Source organism: Bradyrhizobium sp. T-12, assembly GCF_058314695.1.
Genome location: NZ_CM177756.1, coordinates 4,558,056 through 4,580,062, shown reverse-complemented (window position 1 = coordinate 4,580,062; position 22,007 = coordinate 4,558,056). Strand labels below are relative to the sequence as shown.

Below are 22,007 nucleotides of genomic sequence, written 5' to 3'. Positions count from 1 at the left end.
AGAAGACGATGAACCAAGAAATTATGAATCTCTTCAACCCGACGACGCCGGCTCAGGTCTTCGACCAGATCCGGATCTCGATCGCGTCTCCAGAGAAGATTCTGTCCTGGTCCTACGGCGAGATCAAGAAGCCGGAGACCATCAACTACCGCACCTTCAAGCCCGAGCGCGACGGCCTGTTCTGCGCCCGCATCTTCGGGCCGATCAAGGATTACGAGTGCTTGTGCGGCAAGTACAAGCGCATGAAGTACAAGGGCATCATCTGCGAGAAGTGCTCGGTCGAGGTCACGCTGTCGCGCGTCCGGCGCGAGCGCATGGGCCATATCGAGCTCGCCGCCCCCGTCGCCCACATCTGGTTCCTGAAGTCGCTGCCCTCGCGCATCGGCCTTCTGCTGGACATGACGCTGAAGGATCTCGAGCGGATCCTCTACTTCGAATACTACGTCGTGCTCGAGCCGGGTCTCACCGCGCTCAAGGACCGTCAGCTGCTGTCCGAGGACGAGTATCTGAAGGCGCAGGACGAGTACGGCCAGGATTCCTTCACCGCCATGATCGGCGCCGAAGCGATCCGCGAGCTGCTCAAGGGCATGGACCTCGAGAAGCTCGAGGCCTCGCTTCGCGTCGAGATGCAGGAGACCGACTCCGACATCAAGCACAAGAAGCTCGCCAAGCGCCTGAAGATCGTGGAAGCGTTCCGCCACTCCGGCAACAAGCCGGAATGGATGATCATGACCGTGGTCCCGGTGATCCCGCCGGACCTGCGTCCGCTGGTGCCGCTGGACGGCGGCCGCTTCGCGACCTCGGACCTCAATGATCTCTACCGCCGCGTCATCAACCGCAACAACCGCTTGAAGCGGCTGATGGAGCTGCGCGCGCCCGACATCATCATCCGCAACGAGAAGCGCATGCTTCAGGAAGCGGTCGATGCGCTGTTCGACAACGGCCGCCGCGGCCGCGTCATCACGGGTGCCAACAAGCGCCCGCTGAAGTCGCTCGCCGACATGCTCAAGGGCAAGCAGGGCCGCTTCCGCCAGAACCTGCTCGGCAAGCGCGTCGACTATTCGGGCCGTTCGGTGATCGTGGTCGGTCCCGAGCTGCGCCTGCATCAGTGCGGCCTGCCGAAGAAGATGGCGCTCGAGCTGTTCAAGCCGTTCATCTATTCGCGGCTCGACGCCAAGGGCCTGTCCACCACCGTGAAGCAGGCCAAGAAGCTGGTCGAGAAGGAGCGGCCCGAGGTCTGGGACATCCTGGATGAGGTGATCCGCGAGCATCCGGTGCTGCTGAACCGCGCACCGACGCTGCATCGCCTCGGCATCCAGGCGTTCGAGCCGGTGCTGATCGAAGGCAAGGCGATCCAGCTTCACCCGCTGGTCTGCTCGGCCTTCAACGCCGACTTCGACGGCGACCAGATGGCCGTGCACGTCCCGCTGTCGCTCGAAGCGCAGCTGGAAGCGCGCGTCCTGATGATGTCGACCAACAACATCCTGCATCCGGCCAACGGTCAACCGATCATCGTGCCGTCGCAGGACATCGTGCTCGGCCTCTACTACGTCTCGATCATGCGCGAAGGCCTGCCCGGCGAGGGCAAGATCTTCGGCGACATGGCCGAGCTCGAGCACGCGCTGCATGCGAAGGTCATCCACCTCCACACCAAGATCAAGTACCGGTGGCAGGGCATGGACGAGACCGGCAAGGTCTCGACGCGCTGGATCGAGACCACCGCCGGCCGCGTCATGCTCGGCAATCTCCTGCCGAAGAACCCGCGGATTTCGTACGAGATCATCAACAAGCTGATGACCAAGCGCGAGATCTCGGGCGTGATCGACCAGGTCTACCGTCACTGCGGTCAGAAGGAGACGGTGATCTTCTGCGACCGCATCATGGCGCTCGGCTTCTACAACGCGTTCAAGGCCGGCATCTCGTTCGGCAAGGACGACATGGTCGTGCCGCACGGCAAGTGGAAGATCGTCGACACCACCCGTACGCTGGCGAAGGATTTCGAGCAGCAGTACAACGACGGCCTGATCACTCATGGCGAGAAGTACAACAAGGTCGTCGACGCCTGGTCGAAGGCCACGGAAGAAATCGCCAAGGCGATGATGAAGGAGATCTCCTCGACCAAGAAGACGGCGAGCGGGGCGGATGCCGACATCAACTCGATCTACATGATGGCTCACTCCGGTGCCCGCGGTTCGCCGGCCCAGATGCGCCAGCTCGCCGGCATGCGCGGCCTGATGGCCAAGCCGTCGGGCGAGATCATCGAGACGCCGATCATCTCGAACTTCAAGGAAGGCCTCTCGGTTCTCGAGTACTTCAACTCGACCCACGGTGCCCGTAAGGGCCTCGCGGACACCGCGTTGAAGACCGCGAACTCGGGCTACCTGACCCGTCGTCTGGTCGACGTCGCGCAGGACTGCATCATCACGCAGAGCGACTGCGGCACCAAGCTCGGCATCAAGATGCGCGCCATCGTCGATGCCGGCACCGTGGTGGCTTCGCTCGGCTCGCGCATCCTCGGACGCACGGCCTGCGAGGACATCCGCGACAGCTCCGGCAAGGTGATCATCAAGCGCGACACGCTGATGGAAGAGAGCCATCTGGACGCCATCCAGCAGGGTGGTGTGCAGGAGGTGAAGATTCGCTCGGCGCTGACCTGCGAACTCGTCAACGGCATCTGCGGCAAGTGCTACGGCCGCGACCTCGCCCGCGGCACGCCGGTCAACCACGGTGAAGCCGTCGGCGTCATCGCGGCGCAGTCGATCGGCGAGCCGGGCACCCAGCTCACCATGCGCACCTTCCACATCGGCGGTGCGGCGCAGCTCAACGAGCAGTCCTTCGTCGAAGCCAATTTCGACGGCAAGATCGTGATCCGGAACAAGGCCATCGCCCGCAACAGCGAAGGTCACCTGATCGCGATGGTGCGCAACATGGTGGTGGCGATCGTCGATGCCGACGGCACCGAGCGTGCGACGCACCGCGTCCAGTACGGCTCGCGCCTGCACGTCGACGAGGGCGACATGGTCAAGCGCGGCCAGCGCATTGTCGAGTGGGATCCCTACACCCGTCCGCTGCTCACCGAAGTCGAAGGTACCATCGGCTTCGAGGATCTGGTCGAGGGGCAGTCGATCTCGGAAACGCTCGACGAAGCGACCGGTATCGCCAAGCGCGTGGTCATCGACTGGCGCTCGACCCGCGGCGGCTCGGATCTGCGTCCGGCCATCGTGGTCAAGGGCAAGGACGGCAAGGTGCTCAAGCTCGCCCGCGGCGGCGATGCCCGCTACATGCTGTCGGTCGATGCCATTCTCTCGGTCGACGTCGGGGCCAAGGTCAATCCGGGCGACATTCTCGCCCGTGTCTCGACCGAAAGCGCCAAGACGCGTGACATCACCGGCGGTCTGCCGCGGGTGGCGGAACTGTTCGAGGCTCGGCGTCCGAAGGATGCGGCGATCATCGCCGAGATCGCGGGCACCATCCGGTTCGGGCGCGACTACAAGAACAAGCGTCGCATCTCGATCGAGCCGATGGACAAGACCGACGAGCCGCGCGAGTACCTGATCCCGAAGGGCAAGCACATCCACCTTCAGGACGGCGACGTCGTCGAAAAGGGCGACTTCATCGTCGAAGGCAACCCGGCACCGCACGACATTCTTGCGGTCAAGGGCATCGAGGAGCTCGCGGCCTATCTGGTCAACGAGATCCAGGAGGTCTACCGGCTCCAGGGCGTGCTCATCAACGACAAGCACATCGAGGTGATTGTCCGTCAGATGCTCCAGAAGGTGGAAGTCACCGACCAGGGCGATACGGACATGATCTCGGGCGAGCAGGTCGACAAGATCGAGTTCGACGCGCTGAACGAGAAGGCCAAGGAAGAGGGCAAGAAGCCCGCCACGGGAACGCCGGTTCTGCTCGGCATCACCAAGGCGAGCCTCCAGACCCGTTCGTTCTTCTCGGCGGCCTCGTTCCAGGAGACCACCCGCGTCCTCACGGAAGCGGCGGTCAACGGCAAGGTCGATCCGCTCGAAGGCCTCAAGGAGAACGTCATCGTCGGCCGTCTGATTCCGGCGGGCACCGGCGCCTCCATGGCCAAGATCCGCGAAGTCGCCATGAAGCGCGACAAGCTGATCCTGGACGAGCGCGAGAAGCAGGCGGCCGTCGTGTCGCCCGCGCCGGAAGCTGAGCTTCCTGCGCTGCCTCCCGCGGAATGATCGTTCATCCGTAGGAATACCGAGGATAATGGAAAGGCCGGCGCAAGCCGGCCTTTTTGCTGCTTTCTTTGCTTGCTGCGATGCACGATCAACCTTTGTTCATCTTTCCTTCAGGCGCAAAAGCGCTTCTGCTAGGGGAGTTTAGACCGGTGGATCCCGTGACGGGGGCAGGGCCGGAGACCACGGAACTCGCATGCTTGATCTGGCAATCGTAGGCGGCGGCCCCGGCGGGCTGATGAGCGCCTGGTATCTGAAGCGCAAGCTTGGCGATCTCTGCCGCGTCACCATCTACGAGGCCTCCGACCGGCTCGGCGGCAAGGTCGTCACGCGCAAGTTCGATTCCGCGCCCGCGATGTATGAGGCCGGCGTGGCCGAGATCTATGATTACTCGATGACGGGCCCGGACCCGCTGCGCGAGCTGATCCAGCATTTCGGGCTGCAGACCATTCCGATGGACGCCGAGCAGGTGCATCTCGGCGGCGAGCTGCTGAACGACGTGCCCGGCATGCGCCGCCGATACGGCGCCAAGACCGCGGCCGCGATCGAGGCCTTCCGCAAGCGTTGCAGCGAGGTGATGTCGCCGATCGAATATTACGAGGGCGTCGGCGCGCACGACAACGAGAACCCCTGGGCCTACAAGACCGCCGAGCAGGTGCTCGACGAGGAGGTCGAGGACGAAACGGCCAAGCGCTTCTTCAAGGTGATGGCGCGCTCCGACATCGCGACCGAGAGCCACAACACCAACGGCCTCAACGCGCTCAAGAACTATCTGATGGATGTCGACGGCTATATCGGCCTGTATTCCATCCAGAACGGCAATGAGCAGCTGATCGAGTGCCTGCAGTCGGAGGTCAACGCCGACATCCAGCTCAATCATCGCGTGCTCACCGTGGGCAAGGCGCCGACCGGCCGCTACCAGCTCAAGATGATGAACGGCAAGGGACCGGAGACCCGCGACTTCGATCTGGTGCTGGTCTGCCTGCCGCATTCCTGGCTCGCCACCATGGGGTGGGAAGGCGAGCAGCTGCGCAAGTCGATGGTCAAGCACGTCTCCTATTTCGACCGTCCTGCACATTACCTGCGCGTCTCGATCCTGTTCGACACCCCGTTCTGGGGCGAGAAGATTCCCGGCGCCTGGTTCATGTCGGAAGCGTTCGGCGGCTGCTGCGTCTACAACGAGGGCGCGCGCCACGACGTCGGCAAGCACGGCGTGCTGAACTGGCTGATTCCCGGCTCCGACGCGCTGGCTTTCGCCAATCTGTCGGACCAGGAGCTGATCGACGCCGCGCTGAAGTCGCTGCCGGCTGCGCTCGGCGATGCGCGTTCGCATTTCGTGGAAGGCAAGATCCATCGCTGGCTGTCGTCGGTGAACGCCATACCGGGCGGCCTGCCGGTGCGCGACGTCATGACCAACCACCGGCCGGAGCCGAAGGAGCATCCCGGCATCGTGGTGGTCGGCGACTATCTGTTCGACTCGACGCTGAACGGCCTGCTCGATTCCTCGGACGCGGCGACCGACATCATCCTGACCGAGATGATGCGCCTGCGCCGGGAACGCGCGCAGGAGGACAAGCCGCTCTCCAACAAGATCGATCGCGATTATTTCGAAAACTATCGCGGCCTCGGTCCCTATCAGGAGGCATGGCGCCACTTTACCGACCCCGATTATCTCACCAGGCTGCTCGGCATCGTCTGGGGCAAGACCAAGGGCGCCAAGCTGCTCGTCGCGGGCTCCGCCAGCGGAGAGCTGGTCGGCGCGCTGCGCGAACGCGGCATCGATGCCTACGGTATCGAAAACAACCGTGCCATCCACGCCAAGACGCCGAAGGCGCTGAAGAAGTACAACAAGCTCGGCTCGATCACCGACATGCCGTTCAAGGACGGCGCGTTCGACTTCGTGTTCGAGACCAGCTTGTGCCACGTTTCGCCGAAGCAGGTGGTCCGCGCGATCCGCGAGCTCAACCGCGTGGTCAAGTCCGGCCTCGTGTTCGGCTCGATCACCTCGGACATGGCGCCGGCTCTGATCGACCGCTACGACCTGCTGCGCGGGGTCAAGAAGCTCGGCACCTGGTGGGAGTGGTCCGAACTGTTCTTCGGCAACGGGTTCGACCTCTCGATGCACCGCAAGGATTGCACCGATGCGCTCTGGGAGGCGACGCTCGCCGCCAACAAGGGGCCGGGGCAGTGGTACGCCGACGCGGACAGCTTGCGCTATTCCTTCTTCGACAAGGTCGAGGACGAGGACGAAGACTAGCCGCGGACGCGCGTCGCATTCGCCAATTGTTTTGCCGAATTCATCCTGATCGCATAGAATCGGCACGATAGCGCTCTCCGCTATGTCCTGCTTCTCTGCGGTCATGCCGGCCGTCAGCATCGATTGGTTTCATGGCGTCCAAGCCCCTCCCGCCCGACAAACAGAAGCTCGCCGCGGAAGAGGCGGCCGAGCTCGACGACAAGCTCGCCGCCGCCAAGCCGGACCTCGAAGACGACGAGAACGACGAAGACGAGGCGGATGACGAACTGGAACTCGACGACGACGATGAGGACGAGGATCTCGTCGTCTTTACCGCCCGCGAGGCCGCCGGCGCGCTCGCGACCATCGTCGGGTTCGTCAAGCCCCATCTGACGAACTACAAGCGGATGCTGTCGTTCGTGGCGTTCGGCGTCTTCGTCGAGACGCTGTTCAACGTGATCATGCCGCTCAGCCTCAAGTTCCTGATCGACGACGCGCTCGGCGAGGAGGACTTCCAGGCGCTGTACAAGATCCTCGGCGTGCTCGCCGTCGCCGGCATCTTCACCTCGGTCGTCGCAGTCTGGTACGAGCGCTGGGACGCGCGGCTGGCGGCCTGCATCATCTCGGACGTCCGCAAGCGCCTGTTCGAGCATGTCCAGGACCTGCCGGCGGCCTATTTCGGCCGCACCAAGCGCGGCGAGATCCTGTCGCGCTTCTCGGTCGACCTCTCGGCGTTCGAAGGCTCGGTGAAGACCTTCGCCAACAGCGCCGCGCTGCCGTTCCTGGAATTGATCGCGGGCATCATCCTGATGGTGTTCCTGAACTGGCAGCTCGCGGTGATTGCGCTGCTCGTGTTCCCGATCACGCTGATCGGCCCGCGCATTCTCACCCCCAAGGCGGTGCAAGCCAATTACGAGCAGAAGCTCAACGAGAGCGCGCTGCTCGGCATGGTGCAGGAGAACGTGGCGGCGCAGGCCGTGATCAAGGCGTTCAGCCTGCAGCGCAAGATGTTCAACTTCTTCACCTTCCGCAACGACGCGACCCGCGACAAGATCGCCTCCGCCGCATTCCTGTCGACCATGGTGGAGCGGACGGTGACCATCTCGGTGCTGTTGCTGCACCTCGTGGTGCTCGCGATCGGCGCGTATCTGGCGACCAAGGGCCAGATCACCATCGGCACCTTCGTGACCTTCGAGAGCGCGTTCTGGGAGGTCTCCTACAACATCGCCCATGTGATGCATTTCATCCCGGTGTCGATCTCCTCGGCCGCAGCGATCCGCCACATCCAGGAGCTGCTGGACGAGCCGACCCGCGGCGCCGACCGTCCCGGCGCGCCAGATCTGCCCCGCATCACCAACGACATCACCTTCGACCACGTCACCTTCCAGTACGAGGGCAGTCAGACGCCGGTGCTGGACAATCTCAGTCTCAGGCTCGACGCGGGCAAGCGCATCGCGATCGTCGGCCCGAGCGGCTCCGGCAAGAGCACGTTGCTCAACCTGATCCTGCGGCTCTACGTGCCTGACGAGGGGCGCGTCACCATCGACGGCGTCGACGTCCGCAGGGTGACGCTGGATTCGCTGCGCCGGAGCATGGCGGTGGTGTTCCAGGAGAACATGCTGTTCAACATGTCGATCCGCGAGAACATCCGGCTCGGCAAGGAGGGCGCGAGCGACGAGGAGGTGGAGGAGGCCGCCAAGAAGGCCGAGATCCACCGCTACATCATGAGCCTGCCGCAGCGCTATGAGACGCCGGTCGGCGAACGCGGCGACACCCTGTCGGGCGGCCAGCGCCAGCGCATCGCGATCGCGCGCGCGATCATCCGCAATCCCTCGGTGCTGCTGCTGGACGAAGCCACCTCGGCACTGGACCAGACCACGGAAGCTGCGATCAACCGCACGCTGCTCAAGGTCGCCAAGGGCCGCACCATGATCTGGTCGACCCACCGGCTGACATCGGTGGTCGAGATGGATGAGATCATCGTGATTTCCGGGGGCAGGGCGATCGAGCGGGGCTCGCATGCCCAGCTGCTCGCCAAGAACGGGACCTATCGCAAGCTGTGGAACGACCAAATCCACCAGCCGCATGGCGCCGTCCCCGCCGACGATGGCAGAGACGATGACGATGAAGACGACCTCGAGGAAGACGAGGACAAGGATGAGGAGGAGGAGGAGTGATCGGAGCCGGACCGATTCTGTGAGTCGGCCATGGGTGTTCGCTCGATCCTCAGGCGACGATCAGTTCTTCGATTCGAAAATTCGGCCGGATCGCTCTCGTGTGAAATCGGTCGGGCCGGACATCACAGACGTTGTTGCCCGGGCGATCTTCCTCCGATCTCAGTGACGTCCTGGGACGATGGCTGTCGAAGGAAAGAGAGATTAACGCCCCTTAACGCTTGCGAGGCTCGAAAAACCCGTTCCGGTCGTTATAAAATTACTTTAATTCCGGGTATAAATGTTCGGCGGGCTGGCGAAATGCCGGCTGTGCACCCATATCCGGGTGAGGCGGCGAGGGCGGCAAACAGCGATTTTGACAGGCTCCTGAGCGCGTTGTGACTGTCGTTTCGCCTTGACTTGACCGATTCCCACTTATAGAAAGCGCCTCACTTAACGACAGGCGGTGAGCATCGCCAGCGTCGGAACGGGCCACCCGTCAGACCCCCAAAGACTAGAGCCGCAAGGACTAGATCCACAAGGGTCGCGAGACGGGCACCAACCTCGACGAATGCCGCTCAAACGCTGTCGATCATAGCTAGGCAATGCCAGTGCGATTCTAGTTCTCTTGAGCTTATTCTCTTGAGATCGAATTCGGATGCATGACCTCAGTGCGCGGGCCGCGGCTTTATGCTGATCGGCCTCAATACTGCGGTCCTCTGTGGCGTCGAAGCGCTTTCCGCCCGTTGATGGGGCGGTTGGCGCAATTTCGCTTTGTGCGGATTGTTCCGCGGAAGGCGACCTCGTCGGGCGGGTAGCTCGAAAGAATTTGCAGTCCCGGCAACGGGCTGCGGCAAGACAGCGGATCCGAAAAGGGTTCGCGACAGAACAAAGGGTAAGGCCAGGATGCCGACGATCAACCAGCTGATCGCTCAACCGCGTGAAGTGCAGAAGTCGCGCAAGAAGGTGCCGGCGCTGCAGCAGTCGCCGCAGAAGCGTGGTGTTTGCACCCGCGTCTACACCACGACCCCGAAGAAGCCGAACTCGGCGCTTCGTAAGGTCGCCAAGGTGCGCCTGACCAACGGCTTCGAGGTGATCGGCTACATCCCCGGCGAGGGCCATAACCTCCAGGAGCACTCGGTGGTCATGATCCGCGGCGGCCGCGTCAAGGACTTGCCCGGCGTGCGCTACCACATCCTCCGCGGCGTTCTGGATACCCAGGGCGTCAAGAACCGTAAGCAGCGTCGTTCGAAGTACGGCGCGAAGCGTCCGAAGTAAGCGGGAACCAGGTCCATGTCTCGTCGCCACTCAGCGGAAAAGCGCGAAGTCCTTCCCGATCCGAAGTTCGGGAACATCATCGTCACGAAGTTCATGAACTCGGTGATGTACGCCGGCAAGAAGTCGGTCGCCGAAGGCATCGTCTATGGTGCGTTCGGTATCATCGAAAGCAAGACCAAGCAGAACCCGCTCGGCGTGTTCGAGCAGGCGCTCGAGAACGTTATGCCGACGATTGAGGTTCGCTCCCGCCGCGTCGGCGGCGCGACCTACCAGGTCCCGGTCGAGGTTCGTTCGACCCGCCGGCAGGCGCTGGGCATCCGCTGGCTGATCTCGGCTGCGCGCGAGCGCAACGAGAAGACCATGACCGAGCGGCTCTCGGCCGAACTGCTGGACGCCTCGAACAACCGCGGCAACGCCGTCAAGAAGCGTGAAGACGTGCACCGGATGGCGGAAGCCAACCGCGCCTTCTCGCACTATCGCTGGTAACGGCGACACACGGAATCTGAGGAACAGCCTATGCCCCGCGTTCATGCCATAGAGAATTACCGCAACTTCGGTATCATGGCGCATATCGATGCCGGCAAGACGACGACGACCGAGCGCATCCTCTATTACACCGGCAAGAGCCACAAGATCGGCGAAGTGCACGAAGGTGCCGCGACGATGGACTGGATGGAGCAGGAGCAGGAGCGTGGCATCACGATCACCTCGGCTGCGACCACCGCGTTCTGGGCCGGCAAGCGCCTGAACATCATCGACACCCCCGGCCACGTCGACTTCACCATCGAAGTCGAGCGTTCGCTGCGCGTGCTCGACGGCGCCGTCTGCGTGCTCGACTCCAACCAGGGCGTCGAGCCCCAGACCGAGACCGTCTGGCGCCAGGGCGACAAGTACAAGGTTCCGCGCATCGTCTTCGCCAACAAGATGGACAAGACCGGCGCCGACTTCTTCAAGTGCCTGGCCGACATCGTCGACCGCCTCGGTGCCAAGCCGATCGCGATCCAGCTTCCGATCGGTGCCGAGAACAACTTCAAGGGTCTCGTCGACCTCGTGAAGATGCAGGGCATCATCTGGAACGATGAATCGCTCGGCGCGAAGTTCGACTATGTCGACATTCCCGAGGATCTCGTCGAGCAAGCCAAGGAATACCGCGAGAAGATGGTGGAAGCCGCCGTCGAGCTCGACGACGACGCCATGGCCGCCTATCTCGACGGCAAGGAGCCGGACGAAGAGACGCTGAAGCGGCTGATCCGCAAGGCGGTTCTGACCGGTGCGTTCTATCCCGTGCTGTGCGGCTCGGCCTTCAAGAACAAGGGCGTTCAGCCGCTGCTCGACGCCGTCGTCGACTATCTGCCGTCGCCGATCGACGTGCCCGCGATCAAGGGCACCGACGACCGCGGCAACGAGGTCGTGCGCAAGGCGGACGACAAGGAGCCGCTCGCGCTGCTCGCGTTCAAGATCATGGACGACCCGTTCGTCGGCACCATCACCTTCTGCCGCATCTACTCCGGCGTTCTGCAGAGCGGCACCGGCGTCGTGAACTCGACCCGCGAGAAGAAGGAGCGCATCGGGCGCATGCTGTTGATGCATGCGAACAACCGCGAAGACATCAAGGAAGCCTATGCCGGCGACATCGTCGCGCTGGCCGGCCTGAAGGAAGCGCGCACCGGTGACACTCTGTGCGATCCCGACAAGCAGGTCATCCTGGAGAAGATGGAATTCCCCGAGCCGGTCATCGAGATCGCGATCGAGCCGAAGTCCAAGGCCGACCAGGAAAAGCTGGGCGTGGCGCTGGCCAAGCTCGCCGCGGAGGATCCGTCCTTCCGCGTGTCGACCGACCAGGAGTCCGGCCAGACCATCCTCAAGGGCATGGGCGAACTCCATCTCGACATCAAGGTCGACATCCTCAAGCGTACCTACAAGGTCGACGCCAACATCGGCGCGCCGCAGGTTGCGTTCCGTGAGCGCGTCACCAAGAAGGCCGAGGTCAAGTACACCCACAAGAAGCAGACCGGCGGTACCGGTCAGTTCGCGGAAGTGTCGATCGTGGTCGAGCCGAACGAGCCCGGCAAGGGCTACGAGTTCGAGTCCAAGATCGTCGGCGGTGCGGTTCCGAAGGAATACATCCCCGGCGTCGAAAAGGGCCTCAACAGCGTGATGAGCTCTGGTGTCGTGGCGGGCTTCCCCGTCGTCGACGTCAAGGTTCAGCTCGTCGACGGCAAGTATCACGACGTCGACTCGTCGGCGCTCGCCTTCGAAATCGCATCGCGCGCGGCTTTCCGCGAAGCGCTGCAGAAGGGCAAGTCCGTCCTGCTCGAGCCGATCATGAAGGTCGAAGTGGTGACCCCGGAAGACTATACCGGCTCGGTCATCGGCGACCTGAATTCCCGGCGCGGTCAGATCCAGGGTCAGGACATGCGCGGCAACGCCAACGTCATCAACGCGATGGTGCCGCTCATGAACATGTTCGGTTACGTGAATAACCTGCGCTCGATGAGCCAGGGTCGCGCAACCTTCACCATGCAGTTCGACCACTACGCAGAAGCGCCGGCCAACGTGTCGGCAGAAGTCCAGAAGAAGTTTGCCTGATTGTCGTCGGTCTAGAGCTGACGATTGAACGGAGAGTCAAATGGCCAAAGCAAAGTTTGAACGTAACAAGCCGCACTGCAACATCGGCACCATCGGTCACGTCGACCATGGCAAGACGTCGCTGACCGCGGCGATCACCAAGATCCTCGCCGAAGCCGGCGGTGCGACGTTCACCGCGTACGACCAGATCGACAAGGCGCCGGAAGAGAAGGCGCGCGGCATCACCATCTCGACCGCGCACGTCGAGTACGAGACGCCGAACCGCCACTACGCCCACGTCGACTGCCCCGGCCACGCCGACTACGTGAAGAACATGATCACCGGCGCCGCCCAGATGGACGGTGCGATCCTGGTCGTGTCGGCCGCTGACGGCCCGATGCCGCAGACCCGCGAGCACATCCTGCTCGCCCGCCAGGTCGGCGTGCCCGCGCTCGTCGTGTTCCTCAACAAGTGCGACATGGTCGACGATCCGGAGCTGCTCGAGCTCGTCGAGCTCGAAGTCCGCGAGCTGCTCTCGAAGTACGACTTTCCGGGCGACAAGATCCCGATCATCAAGGGTTCGGCGCTCGCCGCTCTCGAAGATTCCGACAAGAAGCTCGGCCACGACGCCATTCTCGAGCTGATGAAGAACGTCGACGAGTACATCCCGCAGCCGGAGCGTCCGATCGACCAGCCGTTCCTGATGCCGGTTGAAGACGTGTTCTCGATCTCGGGCCGCGGCACTGTTGTGACCGGCCGTGTCGAGCGCGGCATCGTCAAGGTCGGCGAGGAAATCGAGATCGTCGGTCTGCGCGCCACGCAGAAGACCACGGTCACCGGCGTCGAAATGTTCCGCAAGCTGCTCGATCAGGGCCAGGCCGGCGACAACATCGGTGCGCTGCTTCGCGGCACCAAGCGTGAAGACGTCGAGCGCGGCCAGGTGCTGTGCAAGCCGGGTTCGGTCAAGCCGCACACCAAGTTCAAGGCTGAGGCTTACATCCTCACCAAGGAAGAGGGCGGTCGCCACACCCCGTTCTTCACCAACTACCGTCCGCAGTTCTACTTCCGCACCACCGACGTGACCGGTGTCGTGCATCTGCCGGAAGGCACCGAAATGGTGATGCCGGGCGACAACATCGCGATGGAAGTGCACCTGATCGTGCCGATCGCGATGGAAGAGAAACTCCGCTTCGCGATCCGCGAAGGCGGCCGCACCGTCGGCGCCGGCGTCGTCGCCTCGATCATCGAGTAACAAGCGAATAGGGAATGGTGAGTGGCGAATAGGGAATTCTATTCGCTACTCGCTACTCGCCACTCACTAGAGAAAGCACGGCAATGAACGGCCAAAATATTCGTATCCGTCTCAAGGCGTTCGACCATCGTATCCTCGATACGTCGACCCGCGAGATCGTGAACACGGCGAAGCGCACCGGCGCGCAGGTCCGCGGACCCATTCCGCTGCCCACCCGCATCGAGAAGTTCACCGTCAACCGTTCGCCCCACGTCGACAAGAAGAGCCGCGAGCAGTTCGAGATGCGCACTCACAAGCGCCTGCTCGACATCGTCGATCCGACCCCGCAGACCGTCGATGCTTTGATGAAGCTCGACCTGGCCGCCGGTGTCGACGTCGAGATCAAGCTCTAAGATTTTTGGATCCCGTTCGCGCAAGCGGACAGAAAGAACAGGAAGCAAGCCGATGCGCTCCGGAGTGATCGCACAAAAGGTCGGGATGACGCGGGTCTTCACGGAGGCCGGCGAACATATCCCCGTGACCGTGCTGAAGCTCGGCAATTGCCAGGTCGTAGGCCACCGCACCGAAGAGAAGAACGGTTACGTCGCGCTCCAGCTCGGTTCTGGCGCCCGCAAGACCGTTTACATGCCGAAGGCTGAGCGCGGCCAGTTCGCGGTCGCCAAGGTCGAGCCGAAGCGCCGCGTCGAGGAATTCCGCGTTACCGCGGATGCGATGATCCCGGTCGGCGCCGAAATCCAGGCCGATCATTTCGTCGTCGGCCAGTTCGTCGACGTCACCGGCACCTCGGTCGGTAAGGGCTTCGCCGGCGGCATGAAGCGCTGGAACTTCGGCGGTCTGCGCGCCACCCACGGCGTCTCGGTCTCGCACCGCTCGATCGGTTCGACCGGTGGTCGTCAGGACCCCGGCAAGACCTGGAAGAACAAGAAGATGCCCGGCCACATGGGTGTCGACCGCATCACCACGCTCAACCTTCGCGTCGTTCAGCTCGATGTCGAGCGCGGCCTGATCCTCGTCGAAGGCGCCGTTCCCGGCTCCAAGGGCGGCTGGATTCGCGTGCGCGACGCCGTCAAGAAGCCGCTGCCGAAGGAAGCTCCGAAGCCCGGCAAGTTCAAGGTTACGGGTGGCGAAGCCGAGGCTGCGGCCCAGCAGGAGGGTGCGTGAGATGGAATTGAAGGTCACCACCCTCGAAGGTAAGGAAGCCGGCTCGGTCCAGCTGTCCGACACCATTTTCGGCCTCGAGCCGCGCCAGGACATCATTGCACGTTGCGTGCAGTGGCAGCTCAACAAGCGCCAGGCCGGCACGCACAAGGCCAAGGGCCGCGCCGAGATCTGGCGCACCGGCAAGAAGATGTACAAGCAGAAGGGCACCGGCGGTGCTCGTCACGGCTCGGCCCGCGTGCCGCAGTTCCGCGGCGGCGGTCGTGCCTTCGGTCCGGTGGTGCGTTCGCACGCCACCGACCTGCCGAAGAAGGTCCGCGCGCTGGCGCTCAAGCATGCGCTCTCGGCGAAGGCCAAGGACGGCGATCTCGTCGTGATAGAGAAGGCCGCGCTGGAAGCCGCCAAGACCAAGGCGCTGCTCGGCCACTTCTCGGGCCTGGGGCTCACCAACGCGCTGATCATCGACGGTGCCGAGCTCAACAACGGCTTTGCCGCTGCGGCCCGCAACATCCCGAACATGGACGTGCTGCCGATCCAGGGCATCAACGTCTACGACATCCTGCGCCGTCAGAAGCTCGTTCTGACCAAGGCCGCCATCGATGCGCTGGAGGCGCGCTTCAAATGACGAAGAACATCGAGGCTCGCCACTACGACGTGATCGTGTCGCCGGTCGTGACCGAAAAGGCGACGATCGCTTCCGAGCACAACAAGGTGCTGTTCAAGGTGGCCGCCAAGGCCACCAAGCCGCAGATCAAGGAAGCGATCGAGAAGCTGTTCGACGTCAAGGTCAAGAGCGTCAACACGCTGGTCCGCAAGGGCAAGACCAAGATCTTCCGCGGCAATCTCGGCTCGCAGTCGAACACCAAGCGCGCGATCGTGACCCTCGAAGAGGGCCACCGGATCGACGTCACCACCGGTCTGTAAGGTCGTACGACGATGGCACTGAAGACATTCAATCCCACGACGCCGGGCCAGCGCCAGCTGGTCATGGTCGATCGTTCGGCCCTGTACAAGGGCAAGCCGGTGAAGGCGCTCACCGAGGGCAAGCACTCCTCGGGCGGCCGCAACAACACCGGTCGCATCACCGTGCGCTTCCGCGGCGGCGGTCACAAGCGGACGCTGCGTACCGTCGATTTCAAGCGTGAGAAGATCGACGTTCCCGCGACCGTCGAACGGCTGGAATACGATCCGAACCGCACCGGCTTCATCGCGCTGATCAAGTATCAGGACGGCGAGCAGGCCTACATCCTGGCGCCGCAGCGCCTGGCCGTGGGTGACACGATCGTCGCCGGCAATTACGTCGACGTGAAGCCGGGCAACGTCATGCCGCTCGGCAACATGCCGGTCGGCACGATCATCCACAATATCGAGGTCAAGATCGGGAAGGGCGGCCAGCTCGCCCGTTCCGCGGGCACCTATGCCCAGCTCGTCGGCCGCGACCAGGACTACGTGATCATCCGCCTGAATTCGGGCGAGCAGCGCCTGGTGCACGGCCGTTGCCGCGGCACCATCGGCGCGGTGTCGAACCCGGATCACATGAACACCTCGATCGGCAAGGCCGGCCGCAAGCGCTGGATGGGCCGCAAGCCGCACAACCGCGGCGTCGCGATGAACCCGATCGACCATCCGCACGGCGGTGGTGAAGGTCGTACCTCGGGCGGTCGCCACCCGGTCACTCCGTGGGGCAAGCCGACCAAGGGCAAGAAGACCCGCACCAACAAGTCGACCAACAAATTCATTCTCCTAAGCCGCCACAAGCGGAAGAAGTAAGGAACGCCGGACATGGTTCGTTCAGTCTGGAAAGGCCCGTTCGTCGAGGGTTCTCTGCTCAAGAAGGCAGATGCCGCGCGCGCGTCCGGCCGTCACGACGTCATCAAGATCTGGAGCCGTCGCTCGACGATCCTGCCGCAGTTCGTCGGCCTGACCTTCGGCGTCTACAACGGTCAGAAGCACGTACCGGTCGCCGTCAACGAGGAAATGGTGGGTCACAAGTTCGGCGAGTTCTCGCCGACCCGGACCTTCCATGGCCACTCCGGCGACAAGAAAGCCAAGAAGGCTTGAGGATTAAACGATGAGCAAACCTAAGCGCGAACGGAGCCTCGCCGAGAACGAGGCCAAGGCGGTCGCCCGGATGCTGCGGGTGAGCCCGCAGAAGCTCAACCTGGTCGCCCAGCTCATTCGCGGCCGGAAGGCGGCTGCTGCGCTCGCCGACCTGCAGTTTTCGCGCAAGCGGATCGCGGTCGACGTGAAGAAGTGCCTGGAATCGGCTATCGCCAACGCCGAGAACAACCACGACCTCGACGTCGACGATCTCGTCGTGGCGCAGGCCTTCGTCGGCAACGGCCTCGTGATGAAGCGCTTCGCCGCTCGCGGCCGCGGCCGTTCGGGCCGGGTCTACAAACCATTTTCGCAGCTGACGATCATCGTTCGTCAGGTCGAAGCTGAAGCCGCCGCTTAAGGGCGCAGGAGAACACGATGGGTCAAAAGATCAATCCGATCGGTCTGCGCCTTGGCATCAACCGTACCTGGGATTCCCGCTGGTTCGCCGGCAAGCAGGAATACGGCAAGCTGCTGCACGAGGACGTCAAGATCCGTGAGATCCTGCACAAGGAGCTCAAGCAGGCGGCCGTCGCCCGCATCGTGATCGAGCGTCCGCACAAGAAGTGCCGCGTCACCATCCACTCGGCCCGTCCGGGCGTGGTGATCGGCAAGAAGGGCGCCGACATCGACAAGCTTCGCAAGAAGGTTGCGGACATCACCTCGTCCGACGTCGTCATCAACATCGTCGAGATCCGCAAGCCGGAGCTCGACGCGACGCTGGTGGCCGAGTCGATCGCACAGCAGCTGGAGCGCCGCGTGGCGTTCCGCCGCGCCATGAAGCGCGCCGTGCAGTCGGCGATGCGTCTCGGCGCGGAAGGCATCCGCATCAACTGCTCGGGTCGTCTGGGCGGTGCGGAAATCGCTCGCATGGAGTGGTACCGCGAAGGTCGCGTGCCGCTGCACACCCTGCGCGCTGACATCGACTACGGCGTTGCGACCGCGTTCACGACCTTCGGCACCTGCGGCGTCAAGGTCTGGATCTTCAAGGGCGAGATCCTGGAGCACGATCCGATGGCCCAGGACAAGAGAATGGCCGAAGGCGAGACGGGTGGTAGCAGCGATCGTGGTGGCCGTCAGCGCCGCGATACGGCTGCAGCCTGAAGCCGCACAGGAATTTGAGGGCTCAAAGCCATGATGCAACCTAAGAAAACGAAGTTCCGGAAGGCGCATAAGGGCCGCATCCACGGCGTCGCGTCTTCGGGCGCGACGTTGGCGTTCGGCCAGTTCGGCCTGAAGGCGACCGAGCCTGAGCGCGTCACCGCGCGTCAGATCGAAGCCGCTCGCCGCGCGCTGACCCGCCACATGAAGCGCGCCGGCCGCGTCTGGATCCGCGTGTTCCCCGACGTTCCGGTGTCGAAGAAGCCGGCCGAAGTCCGCATGGGCTCCGGCAAGGGTTCGCCGGAATTGTGGGTCGCGCGCGTCAAGCCGGGCCGGGTGCTGTTCGAGATCGACGGCGTCAACACCCAGACGGCGCGTGAGGCGCTGACCCTGGCGGCCGCCAAGCTGCCGATCAAGACGCGCTTCGTAGAGCGCATTGCGGAGTAATGGCCATGGCCCAGATGAAGATCGAAGACATCCGCGCGATGAGCCCCGACCAGCAGGATGACGCCATCCTGAACCTGAAGAAGGAGCGCTTCAACCTGCGCTTCCAGCGTGCCACCGGGCAGCTCGAGAACACCTCGCGGCTGCGCGAGGCCCGCCGTGACATCGCCCGGATCAAGACCGTCGCCGCGCAGACGCGCGCGAAGAAGAAGTAAGAGGCTTACGAAGATGCCGAAACGTACTTTGCAGGGCGTGGTCGTCAGCGACAAGCAAGCCAAGACCATCGTGGTGCGCGTTGATCGCCGCTTCACGCACCCGATCTACAAGAAGACGATCCGCCGTTCGAAGAACTACCACGCGCACGACGAGAGCAACCAGTTCAAGCCGGGCGACATGGTGTGGATCGAGGAATCGAAGCCGATTTCGAAGTTGAAGCGCTGGGTCGTGATCCGGGGCGAACACAAGAAAAGCGCCTGATCTGTTGGCTTTAGCCGACTGACTTCAGGGAAATGTTGAGCGCCGGCTGGGCTGGCGCAAATAGAAGAGGACGAGGTGCATCAATGATTCAGATGCAGACCAACCTCGACGTGGCCGACAATTCTGGCGCACGCCGTGTCATGTGTATCAAGGTGCTCGGGGGCTCCAAGCGCCGCTACGCCACGATCGGCGACATCATCGTCGTCTCGATCAAGGAAGCAATTCCGCGTGGCAAGGTGAAGAAGGGCGACGTGATGAAGGCCGTCGTGGTGCGCGTCCGCAAGGACATCCGTCGCGCCGACGGTTCGGTCATCCGCTTCGACCGCAACGCCGCCGTTCTGATCAACAACCAGTCCGAGCCGGTCGGCACCCGTATCTTCGGGCCCGTGCCGCGCGAGCTGCGCGCCAAGAACCACATGAAGATCATCTCGCTCGCGCCGGAGGTGCTGTGATGGCTGCGAAGATCCGCAAGGGCGACAAGGTCGTCGTGCTGACCGGTCGCGACAAGGGCCGCACCGGCGAAGTGTTCGAAGTGCGTCCCGACGCCGGTACGGCGCTGGTGCGCGGCATCAACATGGTCAAGCGTCACCAGAAGCAGACGCAAGCCCAGGAGGGCGGCATCATCTCGAAGGAGTCGCCGATCCAACTGTCCAACATCGCGTATGTCGGCAAGGACGGAAAGCCGACCCGCGTCGGATTCAAGATTCTGGCGGACGGCAAGAAGGTCCGCATCGCCAAGAGCTCGGGAGCTGAGATCGATGGCTGAGGCCGCTTACACGCCGCGCCTGCGCGCGGAATACGACGCGAAGATCCGCACGGCCATGACCGAGAAGTTCGGTTATGAGAACGTCATGCAGGTTCCGCGCCTGGACAAGGTCGTGCTGAACATGGGCGTTGGCGACAGCGTCAATGACCGCAAGAAGGCCGAGACCGCCGCTGCCGAGCTGACCCAGATCGCCGGCCAGAAGGCGATCGTGACCTATTCGCGGATCGCGATCGCGACCTTCAAGCTGCGTGAGAACCAGCCGATCGGCTGCAAGGTCACGCTGCGCAAGGCCCACATGTACGAGTTCATCGATCGCCTGGTGACGGTCGCGCTGCCGCGCGTCCGCGACTTCCGCGGCCTGAACCCGAAGAGCTTCGACGGCCGCGGCAACTACTCGCTCGGCATCAAGGAGCACATCATTTTCCCCGAGATCGACTTCGACAAGGTCACGGAAGCCCGCGGCATGGACATCACCGTCTGCACCACGGCCAAGACCGACGAAGAGGCGAGGGCCTTGTTGACCGCTTTCAATTTCCCGTTCCGGCAGTGAGACGCTGACCTAGAGCCTCTCAAACGCGGATACCCAGGAGCCAAGCATGGCAAAGAAGAGTTCAGTCGAGAAGAACAACCGGCGCAAGCGGATGGTGAAGAACGCCGCCGCCAAGCGCGAGCGGTTGAAGGCGATCATCGCCGACAAGAAGCTGCCGATGGAGGAGCGTTTCGCTGCGACGTTGAAGCTGGCCGAAATGCCGCGCAACTCGTCGGCGACCCGCGTCCGCCTGCGTTGCGAGCTGTCGGGCCGCCCGCGCTCGAACTACCGCAAGAACAAGTTGTCCCGTATCGCGCTGCGCGAACTTGGCTCCAAGGGCATGGTCCCGGGCCTCGTGAAGTCCAGCTGGTAAGGAGGGTCGTTTAGATGTCTACGCACGATCCAATCAGCGATCTGATCACCCGTATCCGCAACGCGCAGATGCGCGCGAAGACCAAGGTCTCCACGCCCGGCTCGAAGATGCGCGAGAACGTTCTCGAGGTCCTCAAGACCGAGGGCTACATCCGCGGCTACGCCACGCTCGAGCATTCCTCGGGCCGCAGCGAGATCGAGATCGAGCTGAAGTATTTCGACGGCGAGCCCGTCATCCGCGAGATCGAACGTGTCTCCAAGCCCGGGCGTCGCGTGTACGCCTCGGTGAAGAACCTGCCGCGGGTCAACAATGGGCTCGGCATTTCGGTGTTGTCGACGCCGAAGGGGATCATGGCCGACCACAGCGCGCGCGACGCGAATGTGGGCGGTGAAGTCCTCTTCACGGTGTTCTGAGAAGGATTTTTGATCCATGTCACGTGTTGGCAAAAGGCCTGTGGCGGTTCCGTCGGGTGTGACCGCGACCGTCGATGGGCAGACCGTCAAGATGAAGGGCCCGAAGGGCCAGCTTCAGTTCGTCGTCCATGACGACGTCGAGGTGAAGCTCGAGAACGGCCAGGTAAAGGTGAACCCGCGGGTCGAGACCAATCGCGCGCGGGCGCTGTACGGCACCGCTCGCGCCCAGGTCGCGAATCTGGTCGAAGGCGTCACCAAGGGCTTCGAGAAGAAGCTCGAGATCACCGGTGTCGGTTACCGCGCCGCGATGCAGGGCAAGAACCTGCAGCTCGCGCTCGGTTACAGCCACGACGTGGTCTATGCGATCCCGGAAGGGATCACGATCACGGTGCCGAAGCCGACCGAGATCACGGTGACGGGCAGCGACATCCAGCGCGTCGGCCAGGTCGCGGCCGAGATCCGCAGCTATCGCCCGCCGGAGCCCTACAAGGGCAAGGGCGTGAAGTATGTTGGCGAATTCATCTTCCGCAAGGAAGGCAAGAAGAAGTAACGGAGCCGGTCATGTCCAAAGCCAAGGTTACGAATGCCCGGCGCAAGCGGAGTGTGCGGCTGAAGCTGCGCCGCTCCGGTGGTGGCCGTCCGCGTCTGTCGGTATTCCGCTCGTCGAAGCACATCTACGCCCAGGTCATCGACGACCTGAAGGGTGAGACGCTGGCCTCTGCCTCGTCGCTCGAGAAGTCGATGCGCGACGGCGGCAAGACCGGCGCCGACATCGATGCGGCGAAGGCGGTCGGCAAGCTGCTGGCCGAGCGGGCCGCCGAGAAGGGCGTCAAGGAAGTCGTGTTCGATCGCGGCAGCTATCTCTATCACGGGCGCGTCAAGGCTCTCGCCGACGCCGCGCGTGAGAGCGGGCTGAGCTTCTAACGGAATTTGAGGATTGAGGCGTAAGCCTCTGAAGGA

The 22,007-nt window shown here is 63.2% G+C and carries 25 protein-coding genes; all 25 read left to right on the top strand.

The features are described from left to right. Positions 1-8 precede the first annotated feature (8 nt). Positions 9-4,205, top strand: coding sequence for a DNA-directed RNA polymerase subunit beta' (gene rpoC / locus AC0WRY_RS21770; RefSeq protein WP_126258100.1), 4,197 nt, complete (start codon positions 9-11; stop codon positions 4,203-4,205). A 193-nt stretch (positions 4,206-4,398) separates the two neighbouring features. Continuing rightward, positions 4,399-6,459: an FAD-dependent oxidoreductase gene (locus AC0WRY_RS21765; protein WP_194402795.1), complete on the top strand. Its 2,061-nt coding sequence runs from the start codon at positions 4,399-4,401 to the stop codon at positions 6,457-6,459. 131 nt (positions 6,460-6,590) lie between these two features. Then, positions 6,591-8,615, top strand: coding sequence for an ABC transporter ATP-binding protein (locus tag AC0WRY_RS21760; RefSeq protein ID WP_491120855.1), 2,025 nt, complete (start codon positions 6,591-6,593; stop codon positions 8,613-8,615). An 882-nt stretch (positions 8,616-9,497) separates the two neighbouring features. Further along, positions 9,498-9,869 (top strand): 30S ribosomal protein S12, encoded by a 372-nt coding sequence (gene rpsL / locus AC0WRY_RS21755; RefSeq protein ID WP_007603006.1) that lies wholly within the window; start codon positions 9,498-9,500, stop codon positions 9,867-9,869. A 15-nt stretch (positions 9,870-9,884) separates the two neighbouring features. Continuing rightward, positions 9,885-10,355: a 30S ribosomal protein S7 gene (gene rpsG, locus AC0WRY_RS21750; RefSeq protein ID WP_008136420.1), complete on the top strand. Its 471-nt coding sequence runs from the start codon at positions 9,885-9,887 to the stop codon at positions 10,353-10,355. A 30-nt stretch (positions 10,356-10,385) separates the two neighbouring features. Next, a complete protein-coding gene (fusA, locus tag AC0WRY_RS21745; protein ID WP_018322261.1) occupies positions 10,386-12,458 on the top strand; it encodes an elongation factor G in 2,073 nt (690 codons plus the stop codon). A 40-nt stretch (positions 12,459-12,498) separates the two neighbouring features. After that, a complete protein-coding gene (tuf, locus tag AC0WRY_RS21740; RefSeq protein WP_194402793.1) occupies positions 12,499-13,689 on the top strand; it encodes an elongation factor Tu in 1,191 nt (396 codons plus the stop codon). 83 nt (positions 13,690-13,772) lie between these two features. Next, positions 13,773-14,081, top strand: coding sequence for a 30S ribosomal protein S10 (rpsJ, locus tag AC0WRY_RS21735; protein ID WP_002712302.1), 309 nt, complete (start codon positions 13,773-13,775; stop codon positions 14,079-14,081). Positions 14,082-14,133: 52 nt separating this feature from the next. After that, entirely contained in the window at positions 14,134-14,850 is a 717-nt protein-coding gene (rplC, locus tag AC0WRY_RS21730; RefSeq protein ID WP_194402792.1) for a 50S ribosomal protein L3, read from the top strand. 1 nt (position 14,851) lies between these two features. Continuing rightward, positions 14,852-15,472: a 50S ribosomal protein L4 gene (gene rplD, locus AC0WRY_RS21725; RefSeq protein WP_020508797.1), complete on the top strand. Its 621-nt coding sequence runs from the start codon at positions 14,852-14,854 to the stop codon at positions 15,470-15,472. Beyond that, the gene (locus tag AC0WRY_RS21720) at positions 15,469-15,771 is read left to right on the top strand and encodes a 50S ribosomal protein L23 (RefSeq protein ID WP_194402791.1); all 303 of its coding nucleotides are present in this window, start codon (positions 15,469-15,471) and stop codon (positions 15,769-15,771) included. Before rplD ends, AC0WRY_RS21720 begins: the two co-directional genes overlap by 4 nt. A gap of 12 nt (positions 15,772-15,783) precedes the next feature. Continuing rightward, positions 15,784-16,617: a 50S ribosomal protein L2 gene (rplB, locus tag AC0WRY_RS21715; RefSeq protein WP_194402790.1), complete on the top strand. Its 834-nt coding sequence runs from the start codon at positions 15,784-15,786 to the stop codon at positions 16,615-16,617. 12 nt (positions 16,618-16,629) lie between these two features. After that, positions 16,630-16,908, top strand: coding sequence for a 30S ribosomal protein S19 (gene rpsS, locus AC0WRY_RS21710; protein ID WP_008136357.1), 279 nt, complete (start codon positions 16,630-16,632; stop codon positions 16,906-16,908). A 10-nt stretch (positions 16,909-16,918) separates the two neighbouring features. Next, entirely contained in the window at positions 16,919-17,305 is a 387-nt protein-coding gene (gene rplV / locus AC0WRY_RS21705) for a 50S ribosomal protein L22 (protein ID WP_008136353.1), read from the top strand. Between the two features lie 17 nt (positions 17,306-17,322). Then, entirely contained in the window at positions 17,323-18,048 is a 726-nt protein-coding gene (gene rpsC, locus AC0WRY_RS21700) for a 30S ribosomal protein S3 (RefSeq protein ID WP_092294149.1), read from the top strand. Positions 18,049-18,078: 30 nt separating this feature from the next. Continuing rightward, a complete protein-coding gene (gene rplP, locus AC0WRY_RS21695; RefSeq protein WP_008136349.1) occupies positions 18,079-18,492 on the top strand; it encodes a 50S ribosomal protein L16 in 414 nt (137 codons plus the stop codon). Between the two features lie 5 nt (positions 18,493-18,497). Then, positions 18,498-18,704 (top strand): 50S ribosomal protein L29, encoded by a 207-nt coding sequence (gene rpmC / locus AC0WRY_RS21690; RefSeq protein ID WP_011088144.1) that lies wholly within the window; start codon positions 18,498-18,500, stop codon positions 18,702-18,704. Between the two features lie 13 nt (positions 18,705-18,717). Continuing rightward, positions 18,718-18,966 (top strand): 30S ribosomal protein S17, encoded by a 249-nt coding sequence (gene rpsQ, locus AC0WRY_RS21685; protein ID WP_097658742.1) that lies wholly within the window; start codon positions 18,718-18,720, stop codon positions 18,964-18,966. A gap of 83 nt (positions 18,967-19,049) precedes the next feature. Beyond that, positions 19,050-19,418: a 50S ribosomal protein L14 gene (gene rplN, locus AC0WRY_RS21680; RefSeq protein ID WP_007603030.1), complete on the top strand. Its 369-nt coding sequence runs from the start codon at positions 19,050-19,052 to the stop codon at positions 19,416-19,418. Further along, positions 19,418-19,732: a 50S ribosomal protein L24 gene (gene rplX, locus AC0WRY_RS21675; RefSeq protein ID WP_007603031.1), complete on the top strand. Its 315-nt coding sequence runs from the start codon at positions 19,418-19,420 to the stop codon at positions 19,730-19,732. The genes rplN and rplX overlap by 1 nt, the downstream gene beginning before the upstream one ends. After that, positions 19,725-20,282, top strand: a complete 558-nt coding sequence (gene rplE / locus AC0WRY_RS21670) for a 50S ribosomal protein L5 (protein ID WP_018322267.1) — start codon at positions 19,725-19,727, stop codon at positions 20,280-20,282. Before rplX ends, rplE begins: the two co-directional genes overlap by 8 nt. A 46-nt stretch (positions 20,283-20,328) precedes the next feature. Further along, a complete protein-coding gene (gene rpsN, locus AC0WRY_RS21665; protein ID WP_194402789.1) occupies positions 20,329-20,634 on the top strand; it encodes a 30S ribosomal protein S14 in 306 nt (101 codons plus the stop codon). Positions 20,635-20,648: 14 nt separating this feature from the next. Beyond that, complete coding sequence (gene rpsH / locus AC0WRY_RS21660; protein ID WP_194402788.1) at positions 20,649-21,047, top strand: 30S ribosomal protein S8; 399 nt, start codon at positions 20,649-20,651, stop codon at positions 21,045-21,047. A gap of 16 nt (positions 21,048-21,063) precedes the next feature. Continuing rightward, positions 21,064-21,597, top strand: a complete 534-nt coding sequence (gene rplF, locus AC0WRY_RS21655) for a 50S ribosomal protein L6 (protein WP_027549201.1) — start codon at positions 21,064-21,066, stop codon at positions 21,595-21,597. Positions 21,598-21,608: 11 nt separating this feature from the next. Next, the gene (gene rplR / locus AC0WRY_RS21650; protein WP_007603036.1) at positions 21,609-21,971 is read left to right on the top strand and encodes a 50S ribosomal protein L18; all 363 of its coding nucleotides are present in this window, start codon (positions 21,609-21,611) and stop codon (positions 21,969-21,971) included. Positions 21,972-22,007 lie beyond the last annotated feature (36 nt).